Below are 209 nucleotides of genomic sequence, written 5' to 3'. Positions count from 1 at the left end.
CTGGTGGTGCCGGATCCTTATCTGGCCTATGCGCGCCTCTCGCATTTGTTCGATCCCAAGCCAAAAGCGTCTGCGGGTATCCACCCTTCAGCAGTGATTGCTGCGGACGCGGTGGTTGATCCAACCGCCAGCATCGGGCCGTTTGTGGTGATCGATGCTGGTGCGCGAATCGGCGCGCAAGTGACCCTGGGTTCGCACTGCGTCATCGG

The 209-nt window shown here is 61.2% G+C and carries 1 pseudogene; it reads left to right on the top strand.

Annotated elements, in window-relative coordinates:
* Positions 1-209: pseudogene (locus EOB49_RS36290) on the top strand (hypothetical protein); the annotation flags it as partial.

It is taken from the genome of Mesorhizobium sp. M7A.F.Ca.MR.148.00.0.0 (assembly GCF_003997735.1).
Classification (GTDB): domain Bacteria; phylum Pseudomonadota; class Alphaproteobacteria; order Rhizobiales; family Rhizobiaceae; genus Mesorhizobium.
The sequence above is the reverse complement of the archived record's forward strand: the minus strand, read 5'-3'. Positions and strand labels throughout refer to the sequence as shown.